19 protein-coding genes are annotated in these 19,882 nt (G+C 70.8%); 8 read left to right on the forward strand and 11 right to left on the reverse strand.

Annotation, left to right across the window (positions count from 1 at the left end):
• Positions 1–89: 89 nt before the first annotated feature.
• Positions 90–488, reverse strand: coding sequence for a Rieske (2Fe-2S) protein (locus BLQ91_RS38125; protein ID WP_090105228.1), 399 nt, complete (start codon positions 486–488; stop codon positions 90–92).
• A 9-nt stretch (positions 489–497) separates the two neighbouring features.
• Positions 498–992: a hypothetical protein gene (locus tag BLQ91_RS38130; protein WP_245734265.1), complete on the reverse strand. Its 495-nt coding sequence runs from the start codon at positions 990–992 to the stop codon at positions 498–500.
• 380 nt (positions 993–1,372) lie between these two features.
• On the opposite strand from BLQ91_RS38130, the gene BLQ91_RS38135 reads away from it, so the two are divergent.
• The 4 genes from BLQ91_RS38135 (at position 1,373) to BLQ91_RS42365 (ending at position 4,905) form a co-directional block, all read left to right on the forward strand.
• Positions 1,373–2,806, forward strand: coding sequence for a helix-turn-helix domain-containing protein (locus BLQ91_RS38135; RefSeq protein WP_245734266.1), 1,434 nt, complete (start codon positions 1,373–1,375; stop codon positions 2,804–2,806).
• Positions 2,806–3,282: a hypothetical protein gene (locus BLQ91_RS38140; RefSeq protein ID WP_090105232.1), complete on the forward strand. Its 477-nt coding sequence runs from the start codon at positions 2,806–2,808 to the stop codon at positions 3,280–3,282. The genes BLQ91_RS38135 and BLQ91_RS38140 overlap by 1 nt, the downstream gene beginning before the upstream one ends.
• Before the next feature lie 307 nt (positions 3,283–3,589).
• On the forward strand, positions 3,590–4,051 hold the full coding sequence (locus BLQ91_RS38145; protein ID WP_090105234.1) for a hypothetical protein: 462 nt from the start codon (positions 3,590–3,592) through the stop codon (positions 4,049–4,051).
• Positions 4,048–4,905 carry a hypothetical protein gene (locus tag BLQ91_RS42365; RefSeq protein WP_218130566.1) on the forward strand — a complete coding sequence of 286 codons (858 nt, stop codon included), beginning with the start codon at positions 4,048–4,050 and terminating at the stop codon, positions 4,903–4,905. Before BLQ91_RS38145 ends, BLQ91_RS42365 begins: the two co-directional genes overlap by 4 nt.
• 47 nt (positions 4,906–4,952) lie before the next feature.
• Here BLQ91_RS42365 and BLQ91_RS38155 read toward each other — a convergent pair whose 3' ends face one another.
• Positions 4,953–5,144: a S1 RNA-binding domain-containing protein gene (locus BLQ91_RS38155; protein ID WP_090105236.1), complete on the reverse strand. Its 192-nt coding sequence runs from the start codon at positions 5,142–5,144 to the stop codon at positions 4,953–4,955.
• Positions 5,145–5,326: 182 nt separating this feature from the next.
• On the opposite strand from BLQ91_RS38155, the gene BLQ91_RS38160 reads away from it, so the two are divergent.
• The gene (locus tag BLQ91_RS38160; RefSeq protein WP_090105238.1) at positions 5,327–6,289 is read left to right on the forward strand and encodes a helix-turn-helix transcriptional regulator; all 963 of its coding nucleotides are present in this window, start codon (positions 5,327–5,329) and stop codon (positions 6,287–6,289) included.
• Positions 6,286–7,206, forward strand: coding sequence for a sigma-70 family RNA polymerase sigma factor (locus tag BLQ91_RS38165; protein ID WP_090105240.1), 921 nt, complete (start codon positions 6,286–6,288; stop codon positions 7,204–7,206). Before BLQ91_RS38160 ends, BLQ91_RS38165 begins: the two co-directional genes overlap by 4 nt.
• Here the strand turns inward: BLQ91_RS38165 and BLQ91_RS38170 are convergent.
• Positions 7,166–8,929: a LamG-like jellyroll fold domain-containing protein gene (locus BLQ91_RS38170; RefSeq protein ID WP_090105242.1), complete on the reverse strand. Its 1,764-nt coding sequence runs from the start codon at positions 8,927–8,929 to the stop codon at positions 7,166–7,168. The two genes, BLQ91_RS38165 and BLQ91_RS38170, sit on opposite strands and share 41 nt — an antisense overlap.
• An 81-nt stretch (positions 8,930–9,010) precedes the next feature.
• Here BLQ91_RS38170 and BLQ91_RS38175 point away from each other — a divergent pair, with 81 nt between their 5' ends.
• Positions 9,011–9,730, forward strand: coding sequence for a sulfite exporter TauE/SafE family protein (locus BLQ91_RS38175; RefSeq protein ID WP_090105243.1), 720 nt, complete (start codon positions 9,011–9,013; stop codon positions 9,728–9,730).
• Entirely contained in the window at positions 9,727–9,993 is a 267-nt protein-coding gene (locus BLQ91_RS38180) for a hypothetical protein (protein WP_090105245.1), read from the forward strand. The genes BLQ91_RS38175 and BLQ91_RS38180 overlap by 4 nt, the downstream gene beginning before the upstream one ends.
• Here the strand turns inward: BLQ91_RS38180 and BLQ91_RS38185 are convergent.
• The 7 genes from BLQ91_RS38185 to BLQ91_RS38215 all read right to left on the reverse strand — a co-directional run.
• Positions 9,978–11,576, reverse strand: coding sequence for an alpha/beta hydrolase (locus tag BLQ91_RS38185; protein WP_090105247.1), 1,599 nt, complete (start codon positions 11,574–11,576; stop codon positions 9,978–9,980). The two genes, BLQ91_RS38180 and BLQ91_RS38185, sit on opposite strands and share 16 nt — an antisense overlap.
• A gap of 104 nt (positions 11,577–11,680) precedes the next feature.
• On the reverse strand, positions 11,681–13,279 hold the full coding sequence (locus tag BLQ91_RS38190) for an alpha/beta hydrolase (RefSeq protein WP_090105249.1): 1,599 nt from the start codon (positions 13,277–13,279) through the stop codon (positions 11,681–11,683).
• Between the two features lie 63 nt (positions 13,280–13,342).
• Positions 13,343–14,314: an L-histidine N(alpha)-methyltransferase gene (gene egtD / locus BLQ91_RS38195; RefSeq protein ID WP_090105252.1), complete on the reverse strand. Its 972-nt coding sequence runs from the start codon at positions 14,312–14,314 to the stop codon at positions 13,343–13,345.
• Complete coding sequence (egtC, locus tag BLQ91_RS38200; RefSeq protein ID WP_090105254.1) at positions 14,311–15,036, reverse strand: ergothioneine biosynthesis protein EgtC; 726 nt, start codon at positions 15,034–15,036, stop codon at positions 14,311–14,313. The genes egtD and egtC overlap by 4 nt, the downstream gene beginning before the upstream one ends.
• A 4-nt stretch (positions 15,037–15,040) precedes the next feature.
• Positions 15,041–16,330, reverse strand: a complete 1,290-nt coding sequence (gene egtB / locus BLQ91_RS38205) for an ergothioneine biosynthesis protein EgtB (protein WP_090105256.1) — start codon at positions 16,328–16,330, stop codon at positions 15,041–15,043.
• On the reverse strand, positions 16,327–17,526 hold the full coding sequence (locus BLQ91_RS38210) for a glutamate-cysteine ligase family protein (RefSeq protein ID WP_245734268.1): 1,200 nt from the start codon (positions 17,524–17,526) through the stop codon (positions 16,327–16,329). The genes egtB and BLQ91_RS38210 overlap by 4 nt, the downstream gene beginning before the upstream one ends.
• Positions 17,527–17,653: 127 nt before the next feature.
• Positions 17,654–19,882, reverse strand: a 2,229-nt coding sequence (locus BLQ91_RS38215) for a PQQ-dependent sugar dehydrogenase (RefSeq protein WP_143023044.1), incomplete at its 5' end; no start/stop codon positions are given.

Below are 19,882 nucleotides of genomic sequence, written 5' to 3' on the forward strand. Positions count from 1 at the left end.
GGTGGGTGTTCGGGCTCACACCACAGCATTACGCGGATCGGTTCGCAGAAGTTCAGCGAGAGGCCGGATGCACAGCAAACGCACAGCTCTCAGGAAAGCACCAAGTCGTCTCCGGAACGGGTGACCGCCACCTCGACGAGGCCCGAAGTCGCAGGTCCTTTGCGGACAGCACCCGTGGCGGGGTCGAAGGTGCTCCCGTGCAGAGGGCACGTGATGACGCCACCAGTGGGCGGGTTCACCAGGGAACCCACGTGCGGGCACGAAGGGTCGAACGCGCGAAATTCACCCGACTGGGGCTGCACGACCAGCAGTTGGGCGTTGCCGGGCATGTCCACCAGGACCCCGCTGCCGACGGGCACCGCGGACACGGGGGTCACGCGGTCACCGGCGCGGGCGGTGCCGGCACCGCCCGTCTTGCGGGGAGCGGGCTCGCCACACGCGGCCAGGGCAGCGGCGAGCCCGCACAACAACACTGAACGACGGTCCACGGGCACCGATTATCGGCGCTGGTCCTCCGCGGCGGCCGTCCGGGCCAGGGCGAGCACGGCGGTGAAGGGCGGGAACCAGTGCCGCGAGTGCGACGGCGGGTTCGCCCAGCGCAGCGACCCGTACCTGGTCATCGTGGGCGGGAGGGCGATCCGGTGGGGTGAGCGCACGAACTGGACCTCCGGCGGCGCCTTGAGGTGCGTGGGCAGCAGCGCCACGAGCTCGGCGAGGAATATCCAGTGTTCGCGGGGTCCGGGGATGACGGTGACGGGACCGGCGAGCATGCGCGACTTCAGGTCGGCCAGCACTCGCGACCCGATCCTCGCCGGCATCGCCAGAGCTGTCGTGGCGGGGCCCAGGGGTAGGAACACTCCCTGCTCGGTGACGGTCACCTGCCAGCCGAGCAACCGGTAGCCGGCCACGGCCTCCCCGATCGCCCGTGCGCGTCCCCTGTTCTGAGGGAGCCCGGTACTCCCCGTACCGGTCTCCGCGGTCGTGAGGCTCATCGGCGGTTGTCCTCCCCGTTGGTGGGTGGCACTGGACGAGCCACGGGGATCGACCCGCAGGCCCGTCGACGTGCAGAGTGCGTCTCACTTCCCCCCGACACCACGCGCCCCCTGCATGCGCCTCATGCAGCGGACGTATGAAGCTCATCCGCCGGGCGGGGGCACCGGAAGTGCGACACGCGAATCCATTACGTCTTATGCATGAGATGGATGGACTGACGATCACACGTCCGTACACTTGGAAACGCTCAGTGACGGGGGCGAGGCCGATGGATGCAGCGAGACCCAGATCCAGGCGCGCTTGCCCGTGTGGAGCGTTCATCGCGGCCGACAACACCGATCGGCTGTGTCACCGGTGCCGCCGCAACGCCCGTTCGGCCGTGCACGGCCCGCCCGAGGTCCCCAACGAGTTCTGGGACCACCCCACGATCGCGGCGGCGTGCACCGACCGCGACATGGGCGCGTTGATCTCCGCCTACCGGCACCACCCCCAGCACCTCAGCCGGGTCACGCAGGACCGCATGGCGGCGTGGCTCGGCATCAGCCAGGCGCAGCTGTCGCGTTACGAGTCGGGCGAGAACCAGATCGACCGCCTCGACCGGCTGCGCCACTTCGCGCAGGTGCTCGGCGTGCCGGGCGAACGACTGTGGTTCGACCGGGTCGTCATCCCAGCTCAGGTGGGCTCTCCCGACACGGGCCCGCCAGATGTGCTCGCCGCCCCCTGGGAGGCGACGAGCATTGCCCGTTCGGTCGAGGAGACGGCGAGGAGCGACTTGGCGATCAGCAGACGAGCGGCGCTCGCGGGAGCCGCCGCGGTGACGGTGGGATCCGCACTGGTCGAGCCGCTGCAGCGGTGGTTGCACCCCCTGCAGAACCTGTCGAAGTGGTCGTCGCACTCGGCGATCAGCGAAGAGGAGCTCTTCGCGTTGCAACGCGTGGCCGACGGCCTGCGCGGCTGGGGAGGCCGGGGCGGCTACGGCCTCGCCCGCAAGGCCGTCCTCGGCCAGCTCGACGAACTGGCCGAACGCCTCGGCAGGGCCCCCTCGGGCCCGACGACGGAACGCGCGTTCTTCATCGGCGCGGAGCTGTCGAAGGTGGCCGCGAGCATGTCGTTCGACGCGGGCCTGCACAACGCGGCCCAGCGCTACTACGTGCTGGCCGTCCGCATGGCCAAGGCCGGTCACAACGACGGTTTCGCGGCTCTCTGCCTCGCCGCCATGGCCAGGCAGATGTTCGACCTGGGCCGCCCGGAGGACGGCCTGGAGCTCGTCCAGCTGGGCCAGTACGGCACCCGCCGCACCGGCACCCCCACGCTCAAGGCCCTGCTCCTCACCCGCGAGGCCTGGGCGTACGCCCAGATGGGCAAGACCCGCGAGTTCCACCAGGCGGTGGGCATGGCCCAGGACAGCTTCGCCCAGCGCGACGCCGGCAACGAACCCCGCTACCTGCACAGCTTCGACGAGGCCGAGCTGGAGGGCGTCATCGGCGCCCGCTGCCGCGACCTCGCCATGCACGACCCCTCCCAGGCCGTCCACGCCGAACAACACATCCGGCGAGCCCTGGAACTGCGAGACCCGTCGAAAGTGCGCAACCGCGCGTTCGACGTCATCGGACTGGCGCGCACCAAGATGGTCGCGGGAGACCCGGAGGCAGCGTGCGGGTTGATCAACGAGGTCCTGCCGACGGCGGCGAAGCTCTCCTCGGGCAGGGTCCTGCGCAAACTGGAGGACTTCGCCAAGGAGGCGGCGCGGCACCGCCACATCCCCGCCGTGCAGGACACGAGGGACGCGATCAGAGCGATACGGACCGCATGATGCGAGTCGGCATCACCGGTCACAGCAACCTGGTCCCGGAGTGCGTCCCGGCCGTCCAGGCCGCCATCACCGGAACACTGGAACGCCTGGGCGGCAGCCTGGTCGGCGTCACGTGCCTGGCCCCGGGCGCCGACCAGGTCTTCGCCAGAGCCGTCCTCGCACTCGGCGGCCAGGTCGAGGTGGTCCTCCCGGCCCTGGACTACCGCGACCGCCTGAAACCCCACCAGGTGGCCGAGTACGACGAACTGCGAGCAGCCGCCACGGTGGTCAGCGTCCTCCCGCACATGTCGAGCGGACGCCAGGCCTACGTGGCGGCGAACGAACGCATGCTCGCGTCCGTCGAGGTCCTCGTGGCGGTGTGGGACGGCGTCCCGGCCCAGGGCAAGGGCGGCACGGCGGACGTGGTGGAACAGGCACGCGCCTCAGGCGTCCCGATCGAGGTCGTGTGGCCGGAAGAGGCACGCCGCAAGTCGTAGCCCCGCTCCCCGCGATGCCGAAGGCGAGCCGTCCTGAGCAGACGCTCCGGCGGTGGGGTCCCGTCACGAGTCGCGCCACAGCTCCCGCTGGTGCGACTTGGGATGGGACCCACCGCCAACGCAACCGGCAGCCGTCCAGCACAACAGACGTGCCATCGACCCACGAGCGGCGCGGCCCCCTGATCAGCCAGCCGCAACAGACCCGCGCCGCCCCACTAGTCCGAGTGAGGGAAGTTCGACGGCAACCGGACCAACTAGGACTTCCGCCCCTAGCCCCACCCACTCCCGATGATCACGATTCCGGGGCATGGCAGCCGATCCGCTCGCCCGCCTGGCCGACCGCCAGCACTCCCTGCGAACAACCCTGCGAGCCCTGCGGAGCACACCTCCCGGCAGCCCCGGCTTCCACCACCTGCTCACCACCACGAACGACCAGGTGGAAGCGGTGATGCAGGCCCGCAGGGAGCTGGAAGCGGACCGCCTGACCATCCCGAACCGAGCCGTGGCCACCGCCACCACGGCAGCGGCCCTCGTCGTCGCCGTGGGCTGGTTCGACGCCTGGTCCCTGCTCTCCCTCCTCCTCGCCACCGCCACCGCCGCCGCGGTCCTGGTGGACCCCGCGGGCAGGGAGCAGTGGGAACCTCGGGCCAGGACGGCGGCGATCACGGCGGCCCTGGCGGCAACCCTCCTGACCCCCTTGGCCCACGGCTGGGCGGCGCTCCTGACCGCGGCGGGGATCGCCTGGTGGGCCTGGAGGACGCACAGGTGAACATCGATCCGCTCAAGGCGCTCGAGGGCAAGGTCGAACTCCTCAAGAAAGAGCTCAAGTCCCTGGAGGCCCGCGTCGACGACGTCCAGTCCGACGCCTCCCAGAACCAGCTGAGCCAGACCAACCTGCTGAGGGACAACACCCGCAGGCTGACGAGGACCGACGACCGGGTCGCCGAGCTGGCCGAGAGCGTCCACCGGCTCGAACGCCTGCTGGTGGCGCTCAACCGCAAAGTCAGAGCGGGCGAGACCCGCAAGGCCGACTTCGACCACTGGCCGGACCTCGACGAGGACCTGATCGCCAAGATCCTCCACGGCCAGGACGCCTACGCCCGCAGGCCGCAAACCCCGCAGCAGGCCAAAGAGATCCGCAAGGCCATCGCCGAGTACGACCGCAGGGCCGCCGAGGCGATCGAGGCCGCGGAAGCCCTCACCCACCTCCCGCCGGACGCGGAGTCCCTGTGGCGCAAGCACTACAGGCAATGGCGGGCGATCACGACGCGCCAGCGGCCGGAGGCACCGGACGACGACACGCACGCCGGGGACAGCGCTGCCAAGTCGGCCGGCAACGAGGCCGTCGCGCGGGCACGCCGGCAGATCCGCGCCCGCATCGAGGACGCGGTCGCGCACGACCTGCTGTTCCCGGCCTGGTTCGAGAACGCGCTCGGACCGGCCGCTCCGCCCGGCAAGGCGGACGTGTGGCTTTACACCGCAACGGATGTCGTGTTGTACCGGCTGCTGCACGGCATCACGAGTCCGGCGGACGCGCTGGGTCCGGCGCCCCAGGACGAGGGGCACCGCAAGGACCTGCACGACCGCCTGACGAACGAATGCGCGGAGCACCGCAGACCGTGAGCGGACTCGGGCAGGGCGCCTCTGCCCGAGCACTCAGGTCGTCAGCATCAGGCCAGCTCCAGGCTGAACCGCTGCTGCTCCGCGTCCACCGCGAGCACCTTCACCCGCACCGAGGCACCGACCTCGGCCTGCCGGCCGTGCAGGAGCCCGTGTGCACCGGCGGGGTGCTCGACGAAGGAACCGAAGGGAACGGTCGAGACGACCTTCCCCGAGAAAACATCACCAACGTTGGGAAGCATTGCGCATCACCTCCTCTCCCGTGCGCGTTGTTCCGGGGGAACGAACGCGCGGGGTGGAGGGGCCCTGATCAAGTCAGGGCCGGGCAACCGTTCCGCTCACGGCACGAGGCCGACCCGGCAGTCATGGGGCAAACCCTAGCCATCGACGGCCGTTGTCCGCAATGGAACCTAGAATCCGTCCCATGCTGGAAACGTCCGCACGGCTGCTGAAGCTGCTGTCCCTGTTGCAGGTGCGGCGGGACTGGACGGGCCCGGAGCTCGCCGGCAGGCTCAGCGTCGACGTGCGCACGATCCGCCGGGACGTGGACAAGCTGCGCAGCCTGGGCTATCCCGTCACGTCGCTGCCCGGCGCCACGGGCGGGTACCGGCTCGGCGCGGGCGCGCAACTGCCGCCGCTGCTGCTCGACGACGACGAGGCGGTCGCCGTGGCGGTCGGGTTGCGGACGGCGGCGAACGGCTCGATCGCGGGCATCGAGGAGACGTCGGTCCGCGCCCTCACGAAGCTGGAGCAGGTCCTGCCGTCGCGGCTGCGCCGGCGGGTGCAGGCGCTGCAGACGCACACCACGGCCCTGACCGCCGCGGGGCCGACGGTCGGCGCGGAGGCCCTCACGATCATCGCCGCCGCCTGCCGCGACCACCAGCAGCTGCGGTTCACCTACGCCTCCACGCACGGCGGGCCCTCGAAGCGGCTGGTCGAGCCGCAGGGCCTCGTGCACACCGGCCGCCGCTGGTACCTGGTGGCGTGGGACGTGTCCAAAGAGGACTGGCGGACGTTCCGCGTCGACCGCGTCGAGGGCGAACCGGCGCCGGCCGCGCGGTTCACCCCTCGGCAGCCACCGGCGGAGAGCCTGGGCGAGTTCGTCTCACGGCAGCTGTCCTCCAACGTCTACGCCTACCAGGCGGTGCTGACGATCCACGCGCCGCTGCGGGAGGTCGCGGACCGCACGTCGCCGATGTCCGTGTCGCTGGAACCGGTCGACGACGGGAAGTGCCTGATGCGCACGGGCGCGGACGCGCTCGAACGGATCGTGTGGCACCTGCTGTTCCTCGGTTTCGAGTTCGACGTGCACGAACCGGTGGAGCTCAAGGACTACATCCGCACCCTCACGGGCAGGTTGCAGAACTCGATCGGAGTGCGGGCATGACGGTGGACTTCGAGACCGCGGCCGACCCGTTCCGGCGGGAGCTGCTGGCGCACTGCTACCGGATGCTCGGGTCGCTGCACGACGCCGAGGACCTGGTGCAGGAGACGTACCTGCGCGCGTGGAAGGCGTACGGCAAGTTCGAGGGCCGCTCCTCGGTGCGCACGTGGCTGTACCGGATCGCGACGAACGCCTGCCTGACCGCGCTCGACGGCCGCGCGAAGCGCCCGCTGCCGTTCGGCCTCGGCACCCGCGGCGCCACCGAGGACGACCCGCTGAGCCAGGACCACGAGGTCCCGTGGCTGGAGCCGTTCCCGACCGACCCGGCCGCGATCGTCACCGAACGGGAGTCCACCAGGCTCGCGTTCGTCGCGGCGCTGCAACACCTGCCGCCGAGGCAACGAGCGGTGCTGCTCCTGCGCGACGTCCTGAGGCTCAGCGCCGCCGAGACCGCCGACGAGCTCGACATGACGGTCGCGGCGGTGAACAGCGCTTTGCAACGGGCGCACGCGCAGCTGCGGGACCTCACCGAGGACGAGGTCGTCGAGCCCGCGGAAGCCAAGCCGCTGCTCGACCGGTGGGTGAAGGCGTTCGAGGCCAAGGACATCCCGGCGATCATCGGGATGTTCGCCGAGGACGTCGTCTGGGAGATGCCGCCGTTCCCGCAGTGGTACCGCGGCCCGGAGATGGTCGCGTGGCACCTCGAGCACCAGTGCCCGGCGGTTCCGCACGGCGCCAGGATGATCGCCGCCGAGGCGAACGGCCAGCCCGCCCACGGCCTCTACCTCCGAGCGGGGGACGGCGTGTTCCGGCCGTTCAACCTCCAGGTGCTGGAGGTGCGCGACGACCGGATCACGCGCGTCTCGTCGTTCTTCGACCTCAGTCTGTTCCCGCGGTTCGGGCTGCCTTCGACCGCATGAACTCGGAGCGGTCCAGCGCGCGGTTGACGACGCGCAGGTCGCCGACCCAGCCGTGCAACGACTTCTCGACGACCCTGTTGTACGCGTAGGCGCCGACGAGCCACGGGTCGCCGGCCGTCGAGATGCCGCGCGCGGGCGTGGAGGGGTTGCGCAGCAAAGGCGAGCCGTCGACGTACAACGTCGTGTGCGTGCCGTCGTTGACCACGGCGATGTGCCACCACGTCTCGTAGTCCATCTCGTGGCCCCAGTTCGTGGAGATGCCCGCCTGGTTGCGCGGGAACACGGCCCACTGCAGCTGGCCACCGCCGGCGACGTTCAGCGTGGCGATCGGCTCGCTCGGGTCGTCGCCCGTCTTGCCGGCCGCCGAGCCGGGCGCGAGCTTCGTGAACAGGCCGCACCACGGGTGGTTGAACCCGGCCGGCAGCTTCAGGAACGCCTCGATCGTGTACCCGCGCTCGAACGTCTCGCGGTTCAGCGGCGCCGAGTCCACGGTGGACAGGTGACCCTGTTTGCCGAAGTACAGCGAGCGGTGCGACGGCGCGAACCGGTGGTGGTCGTCGGACGCGGTCACCGTCCCGTTCTGCCGGAGGTCGTTGCCGTTGCCGGACAGGTCTTCCAGGCTCTCGCCGAGCCGCCAGTACGCGACCGTGCCGCGCACCAGCACGTCCCGGACGGGTTGCGCGGGCGGCAGCACCGGCGGCGAGAACCGGGCGAACCGCTGCTCGAAGCCGATCGGCACGCTGAACCGGTCGGCCGGTCCGGTCAGCTCGATCTCCTTGCGTTCCAACGGGTTGAGCGCCTTCTTGCCGAGCAGCCACGGCGACAGGGTGCGGACGTCGACCACCCCGCGGTCCAGGTCGAAGTGGTAGAGCCTGATCATCGCGCCACCGCCGTAGTAGCGGTCCTGGTAGTTCGTGATGTGCACGTGGACGTCGTTGCCCGCCGCGTTGCGCAGCGTCGCCCGCGCGGGCGGCCAGAAGTGGCCGTTCAGCGTCAGGAAGATCTGGTCGTTGTCCTTGATCAGCTCGTTCCACAGCCTGCGCCCGTAGTCGGACATCACCGCCGCGCCGTCACCGCCGTCGTACGCGAGCTCGTGCGTGGTGAGGATGACGGGGAGCGCGGGGTGCTGCTCCAGGACCGAGCGCGCCCACGCGAACCCCCGGGCGGACATGCGCCAGTCCAGGGCGAGGACGAGCCACTCCCGGCCGCCGGCGCGGAAGACGTGGAAGGTGTTGTAGCCGTCGGCGCTCGCCCCGCGGAACGTCGGCGACCTGCGGAACCGCTGCGGCCCGAACCGGTCGAGGTAGGGCGTGCGGCCGCGCTGGTCGTCGAGGCGCGAGTCCGGCACGTCGTGGTTGCCCGCGAGCACGCTGTAGCCGACGCGCCGGCGGTCGAGCACCTCGAACCGCGCGCTGATGTCGTCGATCTCGCTCTGGCGCGCGTTCTCGACGAGGTCGCCGAGGTGGCTGACGAAGACGATGTTCTCGGACCGCTGGTGGTCCACGAGGTACTGCAGTGTCGCCTTCAACGGCGCGGAGTCGCCGCGGTCGAGGTCGAACATGTACTGCGTGTCCGGGATCACGGCGAGCGTGAACCGTCGCGACTCCGGGTCGGGACGACCGCCGACAACGTTGTCAGCGGCGGCGGAGCCGGGCGTGACCAGGGCGGCAGCGGCGGCGGTCGCACCGGTGCCGAGCAGGAAGGAGCGGCGGGACGCGGTCATGGCGCGGAGCGTAGGTGCGTCCGGCCAACGCCCGGCGAACGGCGAGGAAACCTCGGACACCGATCTGTAGCATCGCTAAGCATGTCCTGGGGGTTGCTGGCGGTGGCCGGGGTGGTCGTCGCGTGCGGAGGGTTGTTGCAGGGCCTGATCGGCTTCGGGCTGGCACTGGTCGCCGTGCCGCTGCTCGCGCTGCTGGATCCGGCGCTCGTTCCCGTGCCGGTGCTGGTGGTCGCCTGCGCGCACGCGGTGATGTCGCTCGCGAGGGAGTTCCGCCACGTCGACTGGCGCGGCGTCGGCTGGGCCATGCTCGGCCGCCTGCCCGGCACGGCCGTCGGCATCTGGATCGTCGACTCGCTCGACCCCGGGAGCTTCGGCGTGGTCGTCGGCGGCGCGGTGCTGGCGTGCGTGCTGCTGTCGGTCACGTCGTGGCGCCCGCGCCCGACCCCGCCGTCGCTGGTGACCGCGGGCGTGGCGAGCGGTTCGTTCGGCACGGCCACGTCGATCGGCGGCCCGATGGTCGCGCTGCTCTACCAGGACCAGTCGGGTCCGCAGGTGCGGGCGACGCTGGGGGCGTTCTTCGTGCTCGGCTCCGGCGCCTCGATCATCGGGCTGAGCGCCACCGGCAACGTGACGGCGCACGCGGTGTGGAGCGGGGTGCTGCTGATCCCGTTCCTGGTGGCGGGGTTCTTGCTGTCCGGGCCGTTGCGCGGGAAGGTCGACGCCCGGGGAGTCCGGACGCCCACGCTGGTGGTGGCGGGGGCGAGTGCGGTGGTGCTGATCGTGCGGAGCGTGCTGTCGTGAAGCTGTGGGCGTTGCTGGGACTGGGGGCGCTGGTGGCGCTGGCGCTGGCCGTGCGCGGGTCGCTGGGTTCCGAGCCCGGCCCGGACAGCTACCAGACGCTGCGCGGTGTGGAGATGAGCCGGAGGTTCACCGAGATCGAGGTCGTCCAGCTCTACGACCCGCTGTGGCTGGTCGTCGCCGCCGTCTTGGCCGTCGCCGCCGCGGTGGCGGTGCTGTACGAGCACCGCCACCGCTTCAGGCGAGGAGATCAGGCGAACGGCTGAACGTTCGGCTGGAACACCTGCCCGTCCGCCGGAGCGACCAGGTCGACGAGGTACTTCGCCACGACGGCGTCCGTGCCCGCCGAGCGGCCGAGGATGCAGTGGCCGAACGCGTCGACGCTCACCAGACGCGCGTTGCCGAGCTGCTTGGCCATCCGCTGCGCGAACAGGTACTGCGTCGCCGGGTCGTAGTAGTTGCCCACCACCACGACCGGGTTGGGCGTCTTGCGGTTCCACGGGCCGATCCAGCGGTCCGGGTGGCGCGCCGGCCAGGTCGGGCACGTCAGCAGGTCGGACGCGGCCTGGTAGCGGCCGAACGTCGGCGACTCCTCCTCCCACTTCGCCGCGGTGCGCTCCCAGTTGCGGTTGGTGCGCGAGAACGGCTTGTCGGAGCAGTTGACGGCGTAGTAGGAGTCGTCCGAGGTGTACGGGGTGTCCGGCAGCGGGTCGACGTCCATGCGACCGGCGTTGTTGTTCAGCGGCGCCGGGAGCTCCACGGCGGACTGGACGCCGAGGGACGCGGTGGTCGCCGTGGACGGGTTCAGCGCCAGGTGGATGCTCTGCAGCCACGCGGCGAGCGGGGCGATCCGGGCGATCGAGTACAGGTCACCCGCGACCCGGCCGACGACGTCGGACAGCGTCACCTGCGTGCCGTTCGGCAACGTGACCGGCCCCTGGCCGAGGGCCTTCTTGATGTTCTCGAACTTCCCGCGCGCGTCGCCCGCGAACGCGCACTTCTCCGCGCCCACGCTGTCGCAGCGCTTGAGCATCGCGTCGAGGGCGATCTCGAACCCGTCGGCGCGCTGGCGGTCGTACTCGGCGCCGTTGGTGAGGCGCAGCTTCGGGTCGACGTTGCCGTCGATCACCATCGCGCGGGTGCGCTGCGGGAAGATGTTCGCGTACGTCGAGCCGATCAGCGTGCCGTACGAGAAGCCCACGAAGTTGAGCTGCCTGTCGCCCACCGACTCGCGCATGATGTCGAGGTCGCGGGCCACGGCCTCGGTCGACATGTGGTCGAGCAGCGGACCGGCGTTGATCTTGCAGTAGTCCGTGTAGACCTTGGACTGCCGGATCGAGCTCGCGATCTCCGCCTTGGTGGTCGGCAGCGAGTACCAGCCCTCGTTGACGGAGTCGGCTTCCTCCTGGGTGCGGAAGCAGCGCAGCGGGGCGGAGCGGGCGACACCGCGCGGGTCGAAGCCGATCACGTCGAACCGGTCGAGCACCGAGGGCTGGAAGTAGTTCTTCGCCACGGCACCGCGGAGCAGGCCGGAGCCGCCGGGACCGCCGGGGTTGAGGAAGATCGAGCCGATCTTGCGCGACGGGTCGTTCGCCGGGCGCTTCATCATGGCGATGCCGGTCTTCTCCCCGCGCGGGCGCGAGTGGTCGACGGGCACCTCTTGCACGGCGCACGTGAGCCGGGCGCGCTCCTCGGGCGTCACGGAGGCGGGAAGCGTGGCGAGAACGTCCGCCGCGCACTGCCCCCAGGCAGCGGGTCTGACGGAGGAGGTGTCGGCCTGGGCGGAGGCCGTGCCCAGGCCGGAAACGATGGTGCCGAGCACGAGCGCACTCGCGAGCGCGACACGCACTGGAACAGAGGATGACGTCACGGATGCACCCCATCACTCAGGGTGCACCGTTTGTACCCGCCTATCGTCGGTTGTCCGACGACAGGCGGGCGGTCCGGGACGGATCAGAACGGTTGCGCGTTCGGCTGGAAGATCGTGCCGTCCACGGGTGCGGTGAGGTCGACGAGGTACCTCGTCACCGCCGCGTCGGCGCCGGCCGAGTCACCGAGGATGCAGTGGCCGAAGGCGTCCACGCTGATCAGGCGGGCGTTCCCGAGCTGCTTCGCCATCCGCTGCGCGAACAGGTGCTGCGTGGCCGGGTCGTAGTAGTTGCCCACCACGACGATCGGGTTCTTGGTGTGGCGGTTCCACGGGCCGATCCAACGGTCCGGGTGGCGCGCCGGCCAGGTCGGGCACGTCAGCAGGTCGGACGCGGCCTGGTAGCGGCCGAACGTGGGCGACTCCTCCTCCCACTTCGCCGCGGTGGAGGCCCAGTTGCGGTTGCTGCGGGAGAACGGCTTGTCGATGCAGTTGACGGCGTAGTACGAGTCGTCGCTCGTGTACGGCGTGTCCGGCAGCGCGCGCACGTCCGCCTTGCCGCCCAGGTTGTGGAGCAGCGGAACGTCCACAACGGACTGGACGCCCAGGGCGGCGGCCGACGGGTTCTGCGCCACGTGGATCGACTGCAGCCACGCGGTCAGCGCCTTGAACGTGGTCGGGCTGTAGAGGTTGCTCGCCGTGCGGCCGACGACGTCGGTCAGCGTCACCTGCGTGCCGTTCGGCAGCGTCGTCGGGCCCTTGCGCAGCGATTCGCGGATGGCGTCGAACTTCTTGCGGGCGTCACCGGCGAAAGCGCACCGCTCGACTCCCACGCTGTCGCAGCGCTTGAGCATCGCGTCGAGCGCGATCTCGAAGCCGCGGGCGCGCTCGCGGTCGTACTGCGCACCGTTGGTCAGCCGCAGCTGCGGGTCGACGTTGCCGTCGAGGACGAGCGCGCGCGACCGCTGCGGGAAGATGTTGGCGTAGGTGGCGCCGAGCAGCGTGCCGTACGAGAAGCCGACGTACGTGAGCTGGCCGTCCCCGACCGACTCGCGCATGATGTCGAGGTCGCGGGCCACCGCTTCGGTCGACATGTGGTCGAGCAGCGGACCGGCGTTGATCTTGCAGTAGTCCGTGTAGGCCTTGGACTGCCGGATCGAGCTCGCGATCTCCTCCGAGGTGGTCGGGAGCGCGTACCAGCCGACGTTGACGGCGTCGGCCTCCTCCTGGGTGCGGAAGCAGCGCAGTGGCGCGCTGCGGCCCACACCGCGCGGGTCGAAACCGATGAGGTCGAACTTCTCGAGGACCTCCGGCGTGAAGAAGCTCCCGCCGTAGGCGCTGTAGATCAGGCCGGCGCCACCGGGGCCGCCGGGGTTGATGAACAACGAGCCGATCTTCTTCGCCGGGTCGCCCGCGGGGCGCTTCATCATGACGATGCCCGTCGAGTCCCCGCGCGGACGCGAGTGGTCGACGGGCACCTCCTGGACGGCACAGCTGACCTTGGTGCGTTCCGCGGCGGGGATCTCGGCGAGCACGTCCGCCGCGCACGGCCCCCAGGCGGCGGGTCTCGCGGCCGAGGTGGTCCCGGGCTGGGCCGACGCGGAGCCCAGGCCGGTGATGACGGTGCCGAGCGCGACTGCGCTGACGAGCGCAACGCGCACGGCCCGCGTTGATGCAGATGTCATCGATGCAGCCCATCACCGAGCGGGCACCGCGTGTACCCGCCTATCGGATGGTTGTGGTCTCGATTACAGGGCTTGCGCGAGCGAGACGGCGAACCGGCCCTGCGCGTCGGTCCACCAGCGGTGCAGCGCGAACCCGGCGTCCTCCAACTCCTGCTTCACGCCCTCCTCGCGGAACTTGGCCGACACCTCGGTGCGCAGCTCCTCGCCCTCGTGGAACTCCACGGTCAGGTCCAGCTCGGCGAGCGTCACCCGCATGGCCCGCTTGGCGCGCAGGCGCATCTCGATCCACTCCCGCTCGGCGTTCCACAGCGCCACGTGCTCGAACGCCTCCACGTCGAAGTCGCCGCCGACCTCGCGGTTGAGCACGTTCAGCACGTTGCGGTTGAACTCGGCCGTCACGCCCTGCGCGTCGTCGTACGCCCGCACCAGCGTGTCGCGGTCCTTCACCAGGTCCGTGCCGAGCAGCAGCCACTCCCCCGGCTCCAGCACGTCGCGGACCGTGCGGAGGAACTTCTCGCGCTCCTCCGGGATCAGGTTGCCGATCGTGCCGCCGAGGAACGCCACCACGCGCGGTGACTCACCGGGCAGCAGCGAGAGGTGCTGCGTGAAGTCGCCGACCACGCCGTGCACGCGCAGGCCCGGGTAGTCGGCCATGATCGCGTGCGCGGCCTCGGTGAGCGCCGACACCGACACGTCCTGCGGCACGAACTCCCGCAACGTCCCGTGCTCCCGCAACGCGCTGAGCAGCAGCCGCGTCTTCTCCGACGAGCCGGACCCCAGCTCCACCAGCGAGTGCGCGCCGGTCGTCGCGGCGATCTCGCCCGCGCGCTCGGCGAGCACCTCGCGTTCGGCACGGGTCGGGTAGTACTCGGGCAGCCGGGTGATGTCCTCGAACAACGCGCTGCCGGCGGCGTCGTAGAACCACTTCGGCGACACCCACTTCGGGTCCGCGGTCAGTCCGGCCCGCACGTCGGCGCGGAGCGCGTGGGCGGCGTCCTCGGGCGTGAGGTGAACGTCCAGCACCGGCTCGGTCATATCGGTCGAACCTCCACAGTGGATGGAACGGCGGTGACCACGTGCCGGTCGGGGATCTCCCGCCAGCCCGGGTCGTCGTCAAGCGGTTCGGACGCGAGAGTCACGCCCTGTGCCTTCTGAAGCACCCACAGGGCGTGTGTCCACGTCGTCCCCACGAGCACTTCTCCGTTGGTCAGCAGGAAGTTCAGGCGCGACCCCGGTGCCGCGTCCGCAACCTCGTGCACGAGTTCAACAAGCGCCTGCGCCGGGGTCTTCCCGGTCTCCAGGCGGCGTCGCAGGACCGTCCACAGCAGCGCGGCGTCGGTCGGCGCGTCCATGGTGAGCAGGTCCGCCACGTCGAGCGCCTTCGCGAGGCCCGCCACGGTGTGCGGCCAGCCGTCCACGCGTCCGTTGTGGCTGAAGAGCCACGTGCCGTCGGTGAACGGCGCGCACGCCGCGTCCGACACCGGCATGCCCGTGGTGGCCGAGCGCACCGCCGCGAGGAACGCCGTCGACTCGGCGGCGGCGAGCTGGCGCAGGTTCGGGTCGCTCCACAGCGTGCCGGCGCGCCGGTACCGCACCGGGCCGGGGAACCAGCCGACGCCGTAGCCGTCGACGTTGACCGTTCCCCCGGCCCGCATGTCGCCGGGTGCGTACGACTGGCGCTCCAGCGAGTGCGGCGCGTCGTACAGCAGCCGGGAGACGGGCACGGCGGCGCCCAGGTAAGCCAGGTGGCGGCACATCCGCCTAGGCGTCCCTGGCGCAGCGGAAGCCGGCGAAGATCTGCCTCCTGATCGGGTAGTCCCAGTTGCGGAACGTCGAGCGGATCGCGGAGGAGTCCGTGCCGAACGAGCCGCCGCGCAGCACCTTGTAGTCCGGTCCGAAGAAGACCTCGGAGTACTCCCTGTACGGGAACACCTCGAAGCCCGGGTACGGGCCGAAGTCGCTGGAGGTCCACTCCCACACGTCGCCGATCAGCTGGTGCACGCCGCTCGGCGTCGCCCCCGCCGGGTAGGCGCCGACCGGGGCGGGGCGCAGGTGGCGCTGCCCGAGGTTCGCGTGCTCCTCGGTGGGTTCCTGGTCGCCCCACGGGTAGCGGCGCGTGCGGCCGGTCGCCGTGTCGAAGCGCGCGGCCTTCTCCCACTCCGCCTCGGTGGGCAGGCGCTTGCCCGCCCACCTCGCGTACGCCTGGGCCTCGTGGAAGCACACGTGCACAACGGGTTCGTCCGGCACGATCGGCTCCGTCACGCCGAACGCCGTGCGCACGAACGAGTTCTCCTCGCGCTGCCAGAACCTCGGCGCCACAAGCTTCGCCGTCGTCCGGTGCTCCCAGCCCTCGTCCGTCCACAGGCGACGGTCGTCGTAGCCGCCGGCCAGGACGAACTCGGCGTACTCGCCGTTCGTGACCGGTGTCGTGTCGATGAAGAACGAGTCGACGTGCACGGCGTGCGCCGGGCGTTCGTTGTCCAGGGCCCACGGTTCGTCCGAGGTGCCCATCTCGAACGGGCCGCCCGGGATGAACACCTCCGTCGTCGGGACGAGGGCGCCGGGCGGTGGCGCGGGCGCGTGCAGGACCGGGTCGCCCTTGCGCAGCTGGTGCGTGGCGAGCATCGTCTCGTCGTGCTGCTGCTCGTGCTGCACGATCATGCCGAACGCGAAGCCGTTCTCGACGAGCCGGCGGCCCTCCAGCGGCACCTCCTCCAGCACGTCGAACACCTTGCCGCGCACGTCGGCGACGTACTGGCGCGCTTCCCGGGGGTTCAGCAGCGGCAACTCGGGCCGCACGCTGCGGCCGTACTTGAACGCGTCGTAGTACTCGTCGATGTCGCTCCTGACCGGTTCGCGACCACCCACGTCGCGCACGAGCCAGAGCTCCTCCTGGTTGCCGATGTGCGCCAGGTCCCAGACCAGGGGCGACATCAGCTTCGAATGCTGCCGCACGAGGTCGTGCTCGTCGACGGCGTCGGTCAGGGCGGTGGAACGCGCGCGCGAACGCAACAGTTCCTCCGCCACCTGCTCGCGGAGTTGTTCGGTCACAGCTTCCCCTCAAGCTCCCGGCTGATGGTGCTGATCTGTGCTGGAGAGAGGCCCGTGCGGGGCAACGCCTCGATGCCCAGGGCCACGACGTCCTCGGCGGCCCGCGCGACGCGGTCGTCCGCCAGCCCGTGCCGTGCGGCGACGAGCCACCGCCCGGCGGCCCGTTCCGTCGCCGCCAGCACACCGTCCACGACGGACGGGTCGCTGAACAGCGCGACGAGCAGCGCACTCGGCGCGATCCACCCTCCCGGAGGGGGCGTGTCGAGGTATCTGATCTCGATGTACCCGCGCGGGCGCACCGGCGGGAACATCAACGACAGGTGGTAGTCCAGGTCGTCGCTCGTGGGGCGGCGGTCGTGCGCCCCGCCGATCCACTCGGCGAACGTGAACCTGCGCGGCGGGATCCAGCTGGGGCCGGGTCCGCGCACCGCGATGACCGGTGTGTCCAGGACCCTGCGCGCGTAGGCCCGGGCCGGATCGGCGCACACGGCACTCGGCCTGGTGCGCACGGGATCACAGCCGTAGAGCGTCCTCATGCGAGCGGACGCCCAGCCCTCGTGCAGCCCGCCGATGCCCGGCGAGTTCGCGAACAGCGCGATCATCACCGGCCCGAGCTGGTGCACGGCCGCCCAGCGGTCCTGCAGGTGCTTCTGCTCACCGAAGTCGAGGCACACCTGCAGCCCCGCGGTGTTGCACATCATCGAGATGCCGTCCTGGCCGAGCTCGCCGAACGCGTGCTCCATCGCGGCGTAGCGCGGCACCCGCAGCATGCGCGTGGGACGTCGGTGCTGGTCGGCGCCCTTGTCGCCGAGCACGAGGCCGTGGTCCGCCAGCAGGGCGGTGAGGTGCGAGATGTCCTGGGTGACCGTGCGGAGGAGGTCCGGGAGGCTGGTGCAGGGAGGAGTGGAGATCTCGACCTGCCCGCCCGGTTCGACGGTCAGCGGGGTGCCGCTGGGAAGCGGCCTCTGGGGGCTGTCCGGAACGAGAGTGGGTGGTGCGTGCCCGCCGAGCGCCGTGGCGAGCCTGTGAGGATCGAGGACCCTGGTGGGATCTTCGGCGTGGTGGACGGTCCACTCGAGCTCCACGCCGAAGAGCCTCGGAGGTCCGTGCTTGAAGCAGACCGAGGCGACGTAGGCCTCGGCCTCGGCGCGGTCGGCGAACACCGCCGGCGCCGGCTGGTCACGCAACGCAGTCACCGTTGCCACACTCCCCGTGATCGTCTGGCCCGATCGACGCTACACGCGGGGTCTGACACTCGCAGCTCTCAAGTCGTTGCGAAACAAGTGAAGTGCCCGTGAGCACGCATGCACACGGGCACTTGTCTCACTCCGTGGAGCTGTGTCCTGACATTCGAACGCCCGGCTTGGCGGTGGACGTGCCGCCGTCCTCGTACACGACGTCGACGTGCAGGATCCGGTCGTTGCCCGCCGACCCGTCCCTGTCCGCCGACGTCGTGAGCCAGAGGTCGCCCTCCTGGTCGACCTCGACGGTGCGCAGGCGCCCGTAGGTGCCCTGGAAGTAGGTCTGCTGCTCGACCAGGTTGCCGTCGGCGTCGATGCGCATCCGGTAGATCCGCTGGCCCATGGTCGTGGCGACGAAGACGTGGTCGTTGACGATCGTCAGGCCCGAGGGCGAGGCCTGCGAGGTCGGCCAGGTCTTCTTCGGCGCCACGGTGCCGGCGCAGTCGCCGATCGTGCCCTCGCAGGGCTGCCAGCCGTAGTTGCCGCCCTTGGTGATCAGGTTGACCTCGTCCTGCCGCGAGTTGCCGAACTCCGACGCCCACAGCCTGCCCCGCGAGTCGAAGTCGAGGCCCTGCACGTTGCGGTGGCCGTAGCTCCAGACCGCGCTGCCGGCGAACGGGTTGTCGGACGGGATGGAGCCGTCCGGGTGGATGCGCAGGATCTTGCCGGCGTAGGTGTTGAGGTTCTGCGCGTTGTTGCCGTTCTGCGCGTCACCGGTCGAGATGAACAGGTAGCGGCCGTCCGGGCTCAACCGCAGACGCCCGCCGTTGTGGTAGCGGTTCTTCGGCACGCCGTCGAGCAACGTCGTCCAGCCGGTCAGCCCCGAGCCGTCGAAGTGGGCCCTGACCACGCGGTTCCCGTCGATGTAGGTGTGGTAGAGGTAGACGAACCCGTCGGTGGCGAAGTTCTTCGACACCTCGATGCCGAGCGCGCCGCCCTCGCCGTTGGTGCCCATCGCGTCGGGCACCTTCCCGATGACGGTCTTGGCACCGGCCTCGGTGACGCGCAGGACGTTCAAGGTCTCGCGCTCGGTCACCAGCGCCGAGCCGTCGGGCAGGAACGCGAGCCCCCACGCCACGTCGACGCCGGACGCGATCTGCGTGACCGCGCCGGGGTTCGGCACCCCCGTGCCGCCACCGGCCGCCGGGCGCACGGAGATCTGGTTCGAGAACGCCGAGAGGTTGCCCGCCGCGTCCTTCGCCCGCACCTTCACCGCGTACGTCTGGCCGGTGGTGAGCCCCGCGACGGTCGCGCTCGTGGCCGACCCGTCCGCGGTCTGCTTGAGCGCGCCGTCGAAGTGGATCTCGTAGCCGGTGACCGCCACGTTGTCGGTCGAGGCGCCCCACGCGACCGAGACGCTGGTCGAGGTGGCGCCGGTCGGCCGCAGCGTGCCCGGCGTCGTGGGCGCCTGGCCGTCCACGGGCGCGGGCCCGGTGCGGCCGGGGACGTTGTTCGAGGCCTGCGAGACGTTGCCCGCCCGGTCCTTCGCGAACACCGTCCAGTCGTACTCGGTGTCGGGACGCAGGCCGGTCGCGGTGGCCTCCAGGACGTCGCCGACGCTCGTGACGAGCTGTCCGTGCTGGTAGATGTCGTAGCCGGTGACGCCCACGTTGTCGGTGGCCGCCTCCCACCTCAGCGAGACCGAGTCGTGGGTGGAGCCGACGAACCGCAGGTTGCGCGGCGGCGTGGGTGCCTCGTCGTCCGGCGGGCCGACGAGCACGGCGGTCAGCTTGTCGGCGTTCGGGCCGCCGTTCGCCGTCGTCGCGGTCGCCCTGATGCGGTTGGCGCCGGCGTGCAGGGTGGCTTTGACGGTTCGCGTCCGCCACGTCGTCCACGCGCCCGTGCCGGGGAACGACACGGTCTGGGCGTTGGCGCCGTCCACCGTCACCGAGAGGGGCCGGTCGGTCGTCGTGCCGTTGGCGTACCGGAACGTGAGGTCGTGTTCACCACCGGACTCGGCGTTGACCACGTACTCGACGGACGAACCGACCACGTTGGCGTAGTTGACGAAGCCACGTCCCGAGAAGCCCGCCCAGTTCGACTCGACGACGCCCTGGCTGATCACGGCGTCCTCGGCCTCCTGCTCCGCCGCCGCCTCCTCGACCTGCACGTAGTCGATGTGGGGACCACCGGTCGCCCCCGCGGACGTGAGCTTGATCTTGTTCGCGCCGGCGCCGAGCGTGACGGTGTTCCCGGCCGACACCCACGTCGTCCACGCGCCGGTGCCCGCGAGAGCCCGTTCGCCGACCGCCAGGCCGCCGTTGACGCGGACGTCGACCGGCCGGGGGTCGGCGGTGCCGTTGGCGTAGCG

This window comes from Lentzea jiangxiensis, from assembly GCF_900104175.1.
GTDB classification, from domain to species: domain Bacteria; phylum Actinomycetota; class Actinomycetes; order Mycobacteriales; family Pseudonocardiaceae; genus Lentzea; species Lentzea jiangxiensis.